Here is a 9,732-nt window from a genome sequence, read left to right as displayed (position 1 = left end):
CGCGCGAGGTCTACCTGAAACACCGCGTCGCCTGATTTCGCGACTGCTTCGCAGCCGGACGCAGGCTTCGCCAACTGCTACATCGACACGTTGATCCTTAGTGAAATCCTTCGCGCAGGTCGCCCTGTCGCGCCAGGAAGCGCCCTTCCCTGCGTCCATTGGCCTGGCCGTCGCGATAGCTCAACACGCCATTCACCCACACCCCTCCAATGCCTTCGGCTGCGCGCTGCGGATCATTGAAATCCGCCACATCGCGAATGGTCGCCGGGTCGAACAACACCAGATCCGCCCAATGCCCCTCACGAATCTCGCCGCGTTCCTTCAGGCCGAATCGCGCCGCCGACAGGCCGGTCATCTTGTGCACGGCGGTGTGCAGCGGGAACAGGCCTACGTCGCGGCTGAAATGGCCGAGTACCCGCGGAAAGGCGCCCCACAGGCGTGGGTGCGGAAACGGGTCTTCGGGCAGGCCATCGGAGCCGACCATCGACAGCGGATGCGCTAGGATCCGGCGCACGTCGTTTTCGTCCATGCCGTAGTACACCGCGCCAGCCGGTTGCAGCTGACGGGCCGTGTCGAGCAACGACAGGTTCCACTCGGCGGCGATGTCCATCAGGTCGCGACCGCCCATTTCCGGATGAGGCGTGGACCAGGTGATCGTGATGCGATGGGCGTCGGTGACTTGCTTCAGATCCAGAGTCGACGAGCTGGCCGCATAGGGATAGCAGTCGCAGCCCACCGGATGGGTTTTCGCCGCCTGCTCCAACGACGCCAGCAGTTGCGGGCTGCGCCCCCAGTTGCCGGCGCCGGCACATTTGAGGTGGGAAATGATCACCGGGGATTTTGCGTGGCGGCCGATCTGGTAGGCCTCGTCCATGGCCTCCAGCACCGGTTCGAATTCGCTGCGCAAGTGGGTGGTGTACACCGCGCCGAAGGCCGTGAGTTCTTCGGTCAGTTGCATGACTTCCTCGGTGGAGGCCGAGAACGCGCTGGCGTAGGCCAGCCCGGTGGACAGGCCCAGCGCACCGGCCTCCAGGCTCTCGCGCAATTGCTCGCGCATGCCGGCGATTTCATCGGCTGTGGCGGTGCGGAACAGGTCATCCAGATGGTTGCTGCGCAACGCGGTATGGCCCACCAAGGCGGCCACGTTCAGCGTGGTATTGGCCGCTTCGACCGCCGCGCGGTAATCGCGGAAGGTTGGATAGACAAACGCCGCGGCGCTGCCCAGCAGGTTCATCGGGTCCGGCGGATCGCCGCGCAGGCTCACCGGCGAGGCGCTGATCCCGCAGTTGCCGACGATCACCGTGGTCACGCCCTGGCTGAGCTTGGGCAGCATCTGCGGCTGGCGGATCACCACGGTGTCGTCGTGGGTGTGCACGTCGATGAAACCCGGCGCCAGCACATGGCCCTGGGCGTCGATTTCCTCGGTGGCGCTGGCCTTGCGCAGGTCGCCGATGCGTTCGATGCGGCCGTTGAGAATGGCCACGTCGGCGGGGTAACCGGGACGGTTGCCGCCGTCGATGATCAGGGCGTTGCGAATCAGCGTGTCGTACAGCATGTCAGTCTCCCAGCGGCAAGTGATCGTCGCCGCCGCGGTAATCGTCCAGGGCCAGTTTGATCCGCCGCAGACGCTCTTGATTGTCTTGAGGATTGGCCAGTGCGAGTTCGGTGGCAAGCACATCGATGGCCAGCAGCATGCCGTAGCGCGCCGCCGTAGGTTTGTAGATGAAGGAGGTTTCAGCGCTTTGCAGCGGCAGTACGATGTCCGCCAGTTGCGCCAGCGGCGAGTCCTCGCGGGTGATGGCCAGGATGCGCGCGCCGTAGTTGCGCGCCAATTCCACGGTTTCCACCAACTCCGGGGTGATGCCGGTCAGCGAGCAGACAATCACCACCTGTTCGGCGCTGAGGCTGGCGGCGGTGACGCGCATCATCACCGCGTCGTGGCACACCGAGATTGGGTAGCCGAGACGTACCAGCCGCACTTGCAATTCATCGCTGCACAGGGTCGAGCAGCCGCCCATGCCGAAGGCGTGAATCATCCGCGCCTTGCCCAGCAGTTTCACCGCGTCGGCGAAGCGCGACTCGTCGAAACCCGACAGATGCTGGCGCAGGGTCGACTCGATATCGCCGACGATCTGCCCATAGAACGCCGATTGCTCGGGCGTGCCGGCCGGATCCAGAAAACGGCTGCCAACGCCGCTCGCCTGGGCCAGTTGCAGGCGCAGATCACGCAAGTCGCGACAGCCGACGCTGCGGGCGAAACGCGACAAGGTGGCGGTGCTGACTTCCGCCCGCTGCGCCAGCTCGTCGAGGCTGGCGGAGGCAGCGAAGCCGACGTCGTCGAGCATCAGACGGGCGATGCGTCCTTCACCGGCGCTGAAAGAATCCTGGCGGGCGCGAATCTGGTAAAGGATGTCCATGGCAAGCGGGCTCCGGCTAGATCAGGTAGGAAAGGCCGACGGTCAGGCCGAAAGCGACGAGCGAAATCAGGGTCTCAAGTACGGTCCAGGTTTTAAACGTCTGGGCCACCGTCATGTTGAAGTATTCCTTGATCAACCAGAAGCCGCCGTCGTTGACGTGAGAAAAGATCACCGAGCCGGCACCGGTGGCCAGCACCAGCAATTCCGGATGCGGATAGCCCAGGCCGATGGCCACCGGCGCAACCACACCGGAGGCGGTGGTCATGGCCACGGTGGCGGAACCGGTGGCGATGCGCATCAGCGCGGCGAACAGCCAGCCCATCAACAGCGGCGACAGATGGAATTCGTGGGCCAGGCCGACGATCTGGTCGGTGACGCCGGCGTCTACCAGGATCCGGTTCAGGCCGCCACCGGCGCCCACCAGCAGGGTGATGCTGGCGGTCGGCGCCAGGCATTCGTTGGTGAACTTGAGGATCGATTCGCGGTTGAAGCCCTGAGCGATACCCAGGGTCCAGAAGCTCAGCAGGGTCGCCAGCAACAGCGCGATGACCGAGTTGCCGATGAACAGCAGGAACTGATTGAAACCGGTGCCCGGCGTGGAGATCAGGTTGGCCCAGCCACCGATCAGCATCAGCACCACTGGCAGCAAAATAGTCGCCATGGTGATGCCGAAACCCGGCAGGCTGTCACGGGGTTCGCGCTCGAGGAACTGACGCTCCAGCGGGTTTTCCGCCGGCAACTGGATGCGTGGCACGATGAATTTGGCGTACAGGGGACCGGCGATGATCGCCGTGGGAATGCCAATGGCAATCGCGTAGAGCAGGGTCTGGCCAACGGAGGCCTGATAGACCTGCACCGCGAGCATCGCCGCCGGGTGCGGCGGCACCAGCGCATGCACCACCGAGAGACCGGCGACCATCGGCAGGCCGACCATCAGGATCGACACGCCAACCCGCCGCGCCACGGTGAACGCAATCGGCACCAACAGCACGAAACCGACTTCGAAGAACAGCGGCAACCCCACCAGGAACGCGATGCAGACCATCGCCCAGTGGGCGTTCTTCTCGCCGAAACGGTCAATCAAGGTCCGCGCCACCTGCTCGGCGCCCCCGGATTCGGCCATCATCTTGCCGAGCATTGTGCCCAGCGCCACCACCAGCGCGATATGCCCCAACGTCTTGCCAACCCCCGCCTCATACGCCCCCACCACACCGGACGGCGGCATCCCGGCGACCAGCGCCAGGCCAATGGAAATCAGGGTGATCACGATGAACGGATTGAGCCGGTAGCGTGCGATCAGAACGATCAGGGCGATGATGGCAACGGCGGCATACACCAGCAGCCAATAGCCGAAGGACAGGGTCATGCGGTACTCCTCGAGAGGGTCACGTCGAAAGTTTTGTGAAACTCTTAAAACATTTCGAAGCGTGAAACTCAAACGAGGTGAAAGTAATTTTCGTGCAGAGGTACGGAGTGTCGTTTTTGGATATGTCTTGTCGCGATTAATGAAAATCGGGGTGGTGGATTTTCATCGCCACCCCGAAGGGGGAAGTCAGTCGTGACCGACATGCGCCCGCTTCAGCAGCTTCTTGCACCGCTCGGACAAGTGCAGCACCCGCAAGTGCTTGCCCGCCTTGGCATAACGCTCGCGCAAGGTCTTCAGAGCGGCGATGGCCGAGTAGTCGACGAAGCTCAGGTGGCGGCAGTCGATGGTCACCACCGCCGGGTCGTTGGCCGGATCGAACTGGTTGAGGAAAGGCGTGGTCGAGGCGAAGAACAGCGTGCCGTGCATCAGGTACAGCTTGCTGCCGTCGGCTTCCAGATGGCTGTCGGCGTACAGCTCGCGGGCCTGCTGCCAGGCGAAATTCAGCGCGGCGATGATGATCCCGCACAGCACTGCCGTGGCCAGATCGGTAAATACCGTGATCACCGTCACCGCGATAATCACCAGCACATCATTGAGCGGCACTTTGTTCACCACCCGCAGCGAAGCCCAGGCGAAGGTCTGCTGCGACACCACGAACATCACCCCTACCAGCGCCGCCAGCGGGATGCGCTCGATCAGCGGCGACAGGAACAGGATGAACAGCACAATCGCCACCCCGGCCACCACCCCGGACAGGCGACCACGGCCGCCGGAGCTGAGGTTGATCACGGTCTGGCCGATCATCGCGCAACCGCCCATGCCGCCAAACGCACCAGACACCATGTTCGCCGCGCCCAGTGCCACGCACTCGCGGTCCGGATAGCCACGGCTCTCGGTGATTTCGTCGGTGAGGTTCAGGGTCAGCAGGGTTTCCAGCAGGCCTACCAGCGCCATCAGGATCGCGTAGGGAGCGATGATGCGCAGGGTGTCGAGGTTCCACGGGATGTCCGGCAAGGCGAAGGTCGGCAAGCCGCCGGCGATGTGCGCCATGTCGCCGAGAGTGCGGGTCGGCAGGCCGAGCAGGTACACCGCCAGGCCCACGCCGAGGATCGCCACCAGCGCCGGCGGCACCGTGCGGGTCAGGCGTGGCAACACGTAGACGATCGCCATCGTCACCGCGACCAGCCCGATCATCATGTACAGCGGCGCGCCGCTCAGCCACGCTTCACCGTCCTTGAAATGCTCCAGCTGCGCCAGGGCAATGATGATCGCCAGGCCGTTGACGAACCCGAGCATCACCGGATGCGGCACCATGCGCACCAGTTTGCCGAGCCTGAGCAGACCGAACGCCATCATGATCAACCCGCCCAGCAACACCGTGGCCAGCAGATACTGCACCCCGTGCTGCACCACCAGTGCGACGATCACCACCGCCATCGAACCGGCCGCCCCCGACACCATCCCCGGCCGGCCGCCGAATAGCGCCGTCAACGTACAGATGAAGAACGCGCCATACAGGCCCATCAGCGGATTGAGATGAGCCACCAGCGCGAAGGCGATGCATTCGGGCAGCAAGGCAAAAGACGTGGTGAGGCCGGCCAGGATATCGGCGCGCAGGTTTTTTGGTTTCATGGGGGACCGCATGCTGGAGTCGCGAAAAGAATGTGCGGATGTTACGGAATTGAGGGCAACCCGGCCAGTTGTGGCGGTTTTGAAAACGCCATCGCGGGCAAGCCCGCTCCCACAAGGTCCCTGTCGTTCAATGGATGTGTGAACGACTCAATCCCTGTGGGAGCGGGCTTGCCCGCGATGAACGATGACACGGTCTAAAGCGAACTCACACCATCTCGTTACGAATCCACTCCACCACCGAAGTCCGCTTGGGCACCCAACCCAACAGTTCCCGCGCATGCTTGCCACGCACCCGGCTGTTGGAGCCCAGGCCATAGTTGGCCATTTCATATCCCCACTCGGCCTCGGCATCCTTGAGCGGCCAGTCCTGCGGTTCGCCCAGGTTCAGCGCCTTGGCCATAGCGGTGGTCATGTCGACGAACGACGCCTCGCCGCTTTCCACAAAGTAGAAAGTGCCCGGCACATTTTTGGTCAGCGCCAGCAGATACAGCGACACCACGTCCTCGATGTGAACGTTGGACCAGATGTTCTGCCCGGTCCCGACATGGCGCACCACGCCGCTTTTGCGCGCCTGTTTCAGCAAACGCGGCAACTGCACGCTGTCGCGATTGACGCCCAGGCTGTGGCCGTAGATCAGGGTGTTACAGATGACCGCCGAATTCACCCCGTCCTTCGCCGCTGCCAGGATCAGGTTGTCGATGGCCACCCGGGCGGCCTTGTCCACGGTCGGCTCCGGCAGGTTGTCTTCAAAGTAGATGACGTCGCTGGATTTTCCGCCCGAGGCATCGCCGACGATGCTCGAACCGCTGGTGTGCAGAAACACTTTGTTCGTGCCGCGCAGGGCATCGAGCAAGGCCTCCACCGCGCCGCGATGGTCGCTGCTGGCGGCGTTGATCACCGCGTCGGCGGCCTTGGCTTGTTCAGCCAGCAATGCGCTGTCATCCAGGGTGCCGACCACCGGAGTGATGCCCAGCGCTTTCAATTCATCGGCCTGCTCGGCGTTGCGCACCAGACCCGTGACGCGGTGGCCCGCCTGGATCAGGCCCGTGGCGATGGAACCGCCGATGAAGCCGGCAGCGCCGGTAACGAATACGTTCATGGAGAAACTCCCTGCGTTAATAAGTGATGCGACGAGTATCGGGCAGCGGTCGGCGAGGAAAAATCCCCGCTGGCCCAATTCACTCTTGCGCAGGGATCACGAATCAGTCCTTGAAGTCCGAGCTGGCATAGAGCGCCAGCTTGCCCTGGATGAAGTCGAGGAAACATTGAATGCGCAAGGCCAGTTGCGAGTTGCGGTAGTACACCGCGTTGATCGGCTGGCGGTAGCCGCTGTTGAACTCGGCCAGCACCACTTTCAAGCGCCCGGCACGAATGTCCTCGATGGTCATGTAGTGGGACAGGCTGGCGATGCCCTGGCCTTCCAGTGCCAGGTGGCGAATGGTCTCGCCGCTGGAAGCGCTGAGCGCGGCCTCGATCGGCCAGCGATCGCCATGCACGTAACGCAACGGCCACTGATTGAGGCCTTCGTTCTGGGTGAAGCCCAGCAGGGTGTGCTCGGACAGGTCCGCCACCGCTGTCGGCGTGCCGTGCTTTTCCAGATAGGCGGGGCTGGCGACGATGTGGATCGGGCTGCAGCCAAGCGAGCGCGCGTGCAGGGTCGAGTCGGCCAGAGTGCCGATGCGGATGGCGATATCGGTGCTTTGTTCGAGCAGGTCGATGATCAGGTCGTTGCTGTTGAGTTCGAGCTGGATCTCGGGGTAGAGCCTTCGGAACTCATCGATGTAGGGCACGATGGCGTGCAGCATGAAGGGTGATGCGGCGTTGATGCGCAGGCGTCCGGATGGCGTCTGCTGGCGCGATGACAAACGCTCTTCGAGTTCGTCCATCTGATCGAGAATCAGCTTGGCGTGTTCGAAGAAGTACTTGCCCTCCTCGGTCAGGTCCATGCGTCTTGTCGTGCGGTTGATCAGGGTGGTGTCGAGCTTGGCCTCCAGCCGCGACAAGGTGCGACTCACCGCCGACGGCGTCTGCCCGACCTGCTCGGCCGCCGCGGAAATCGATCCGCATTCAATCACGCAGACGAAGATCTGCAATTCATCGGATCTGGCTTTCACGTGTGTTCCTTGTCGATAGTCCTGCGTCTGGTGGGCTGATGGGGACCATTGTGGCGAGGGGGCTTGCCCCCGTTGGACTGCGCAGCAGTCCCATTTTCTGGGGCCGCTGCGCGGCCCAACGGGGCGGTGCGACGTTTCGACAAGCCCCCTCGCCACAAAAGCCCTTCAGTCACAAAAACCCATCGTTCTGACTGCCGATAGTAGTCGAGCATCACGCCTTAAGGCCAAACACCTCAGCCAGATGCCGCTCGTACTGCGCCACATGCCCTTCGATGTCCGGACGCTTCATCACGTCCACCGCCAGGAAGGTCGGAAGGCCGGTCATGCCGAGGAATTCGTTGGCCTTGTGGAACGGGAAGTACACCGCGTCCACACCCTTGCCTTCGAAGAAATCGGTCGGGTCGTCGAAGGCCTGCTGCGGTGCGTTCCAGGTCAGCGACAGCATGTACTGCTTGCCCTGGATCAGGCCGCCACTGCCGTACTTCTGCGACGAATCGGAGCGGGTGCGGCCGTCGCTGGCGTAGAGGCTGCCGTGGCCTTCGGTGAAGACTTCGTCGATGTACTTCTTCACGGTCCACGGCGCGCCCATCCACCAGCCGGGCATCTGGTAAATGATCACGTCGGCCCAGAGGAACTTGGCCACTTCTTCGGCGATGTCGTAGCCGCCGTCAATGAAGGTGGTTTTGACGTCCAGACCACCGCGATCCAGTACCGCCAGCGCGGCGTCGTGCAGGGTGGCGTTGTAGCGGCCGTCGGAGTGGGCGAATTGTTTGCCGCCATTGAGTAACAGGACTTTTTTCATCGGGAACTCGGAGGGGTTTAGAAATTTGAGGGGCAGCACCTTACCGGCGCACCTCGCGCGGAAAAAGCAGCGCTTTCGCAAATCTCATTTGACCTACACGCACGAATCAACAGGCGATTATTGCCCTAGACTGGCGCCGATTCTGACTTGAGGAGAGTTTTCAGTGAGTGAAATGCAAGGCTTCATCCTGCACGCCAAGACCCGCCCGGAAAAATCCGACGCCTTCGAAGCGTTTTTCAGCGGTTACGTGGAAGAGAGTCGCGCCGAGCCCGGCTGCATCGAGTACCACATGCTGCGCGACAAGCAGGACCCGACCCTGTTTATCTTCTACGAGATCTGGCAATCCCAGGCGCACCTGGAAGTGCATTCAAACCTGCCGCACATGAAGCAGTTTCTGGCTCAGCGCGACGAGTACCTGGAACGGGACTTCGAGATTCGCGCCATCGAGATGATCAGCTCGTCCTCCGCTAGCCGCTGATCAACAGATGGCCGCCAAGCAAGCCCAGGCCAATGAAGAACACGCGCTTGAACAACACCGCGCTGATCCGTTGACGCAGCCACTGCCCCAGCCACATGCCGAGCACCGCCGGGATCAGCGCCAGCAGCGAGGCGCTCAACTCGCCCCCGCCCAGGGCGCCGCGCCATAACAGCCCGGCGGCCAGGGCCAGGGTCGAGACGGTGAACGACAGCCCCAGCGCCTGCACCAGTTCGTCCTTGCTCAGGCCCAGCGCCTGCAGATATGGCACCGCCGGAATCACGAACACGCCGGTGGCCGAAGTGATGACGCCGGTGATCAGACCACACAGCGGACCGAGCCAGCCTTCGCTCTGTTCGCTGACGCGCAAGGTCGGCAGAAACAGACCGCTCAGCGCATAGAGCAACAACGCCGCCCCCAGACCGCGCACCACCCAATGCCCGCCGACCATGCCGATCCACAGCGTGCCCGCGCCGGTGCCGATGAAGATCGCCAGCAGCATCGGCCACAGCCGCCTGACCAGCCCCCGCAGATGACCGCCGAACGCCAGTTGCCAGACATTGGTCAGCGTGGCCGGAATGATCAACAGCGCAGCAGCCTGCGACGGCGCCATAGCCAGACCGAGCAAGCCCATGGAGATAGTCGGTAGCCCAAGGCCGATCACACCCTTGATGGTGCCGGCGAGCAGGAAGGTGGCGATGACCAGCACAGACAAGGCTAGACCGAGGTTTTCGTAGAACGCGGCGAGAGTATTCATGGCGCTATCCTGCGCCTGAAGCGGGTGGTTGAAAATCTGCCATATACTGAGGGTGCCTCTCGCAAGACAAGAGGCTGGATTCTTTGTAATGGCGACTGACGTCTTCGCGGGCAAGCCCGCTCCCACAGGGATTTGTGTCGTGCGCTAATTGTGTGAACAACCCAAAACC

At 62.8% G+C, this 9,732-nt stretch carries 9 protein-coding genes; 1 reads left to right on the top strand and 8 read right to left on the bottom strand.

All coding sequences use genetic code 11. From position 1 onward, the window contains the following. Positions 1-97: 97 nt before the first annotated feature. From ACW9JE_RS25070 to ACW9JE_RS25040, 7 genes are all read right to left on the bottom strand, one after another. A complete protein-coding gene (locus ACW9JE_RS25070; RefSeq protein ID WP_457434258.1) occupies positions 98-1,555 on the bottom strand; it encodes a D-aminoacylase in 1,458 nt (485 codons plus the stop codon). 1 nt (position 1,556) lies between these two features. Beyond that, positions 1,557-2,417: a MurR/RpiR family transcriptional regulator gene (locus ACW9JE_RS25065; RefSeq protein ID WP_224539230.1), complete on the bottom strand. Its 861-nt coding sequence runs from the start codon at positions 2,415-2,417 to the stop codon at positions 1,557-1,559. 16 nt (positions 2,418-2,433) lie between these two features. After that, positions 2,434-3,783 carry a GntP family permease gene (locus ACW9JE_RS25060; RefSeq protein ID WP_224539228.1) on the bottom strand — a complete coding sequence of 450 codons (1,350 nt, stop codon included), beginning with the start codon at positions 3,781-3,783 and terminating at the stop codon, positions 2,434-2,436. A 186-nt stretch (positions 3,784-3,969) separates the two neighbouring features. Further along, positions 3,970-5,415 (bottom strand): SulP family inorganic anion transporter, encoded by a 1,446-nt coding sequence (locus ACW9JE_RS25055; RefSeq protein ID WP_457434257.1) that lies wholly within the window; start codon positions 5,413-5,415, stop codon positions 3,970-3,972. Positions 5,416-5,620: 205 nt separating this feature from the next. After that, a complete protein-coding gene (locus ACW9JE_RS25050; RefSeq protein ID WP_457434256.1) occupies positions 5,621-6,514 on the bottom strand; it encodes an NAD-dependent epimerase/dehydratase family protein in 894 nt (297 codons plus the stop codon). A gap of 103 nt (positions 6,515-6,617) precedes the next feature. Beyond that, entirely contained in the window at positions 6,618-7,529 is a 912-nt protein-coding gene (locus tag ACW9JE_RS25045; RefSeq protein ID WP_457434255.1) for a LysR family transcriptional regulator, read from the bottom strand. A 211-nt stretch (positions 7,530-7,740) separates the two neighbouring features. Continuing rightward, positions 7,741-8,331: an NAD(P)H-dependent oxidoreductase gene (locus tag ACW9JE_RS25040; protein WP_457434254.1), complete on the bottom strand. Its 591-nt coding sequence runs from the start codon at positions 8,329-8,331 to the stop codon at positions 7,741-7,743. Between the two features lie 163 nt (positions 8,332-8,494). Between ACW9JE_RS25040 and ACW9JE_RS25035 the strand changes: the two genes are divergently transcribed. Beyond that, on the top strand, positions 8,495-8,809 hold the full coding sequence (locus ACW9JE_RS25035; protein WP_457434253.1) for a putative quinol monooxygenase: 315 nt from the start codon (positions 8,495-8,497) through the stop codon (positions 8,807-8,809). Here the strand turns inward: ACW9JE_RS25035 and ACW9JE_RS25030 are convergent. Next, complete coding sequence (locus tag ACW9JE_RS25030) at positions 8,799-9,563, bottom strand: sulfite exporter TauE/SafE family protein (protein ID WP_457434252.1); 765 nt, start codon at positions 9,561-9,563, stop codon at positions 8,799-8,801. The genes ACW9JE_RS25035 and ACW9JE_RS25030 overlap by 11 nt on opposite strands. Between the last annotated feature and the right edge of the window lie 169 nt (positions 9,564-9,732).

The organism is Pseudomonas sp. SDO55104_S430, assembly GCF_054070595.1.
Note: the sequence above shows the minus strand (reverse complement) of the source record. Positions and strands in the feature narration are given on the sequence as shown.

Bases quoted from the DNA above. Each gene is read 5' to 3' on its own strand.
- ACW9JE_RS25070 (WP_457434258.1), bottom strand. From the start codon at position 1,555: ATGCTGTACGACACGCTGATTCGCAACGCCCTGATCATCGACGGCGGC.
- ACW9JE_RS25065 (WP_224539230.1), bottom strand. From the start codon at position 2,417: ATGGACATCCTTTACCAGATTCGCGCCCGCCAGGATTCTTTCAGCGCC.
- ACW9JE_RS25060 (WP_224539228.1), bottom strand. From the start codon at position 3,783: ATGACCCTGTCCTTCGGCTATTGGCTGCTGGTGTATGCCGCCGTTGCC.
- ACW9JE_RS25055 (WP_457434257.1), bottom strand. From the start codon at position 5,415: ATGAAACCAAAAAACCTGCGCGCCGATATCCTGGCCGGCCTCACCACG.
- ACW9JE_RS25050 (WP_457434256.1), bottom strand. From the start codon at position 6,514: ATGAACGTATTCGTTACCGGCGCTGCCGGCTTCATCGGCGGTTCCATC.
- ACW9JE_RS25040 (WP_457434254.1), bottom strand. From the start codon at position 8,331: ATGAAAAAAGTCCTGTTACTCAATGGCGGCAAACAATTCGCCCACTCC.
- ACW9JE_RS25030 (WP_457434252.1), bottom strand. From the start codon at position 9,563: ATGAATACTCTCGCCGCGTTCTACGAAAACCTCGGTCTAGCCTTGTCT.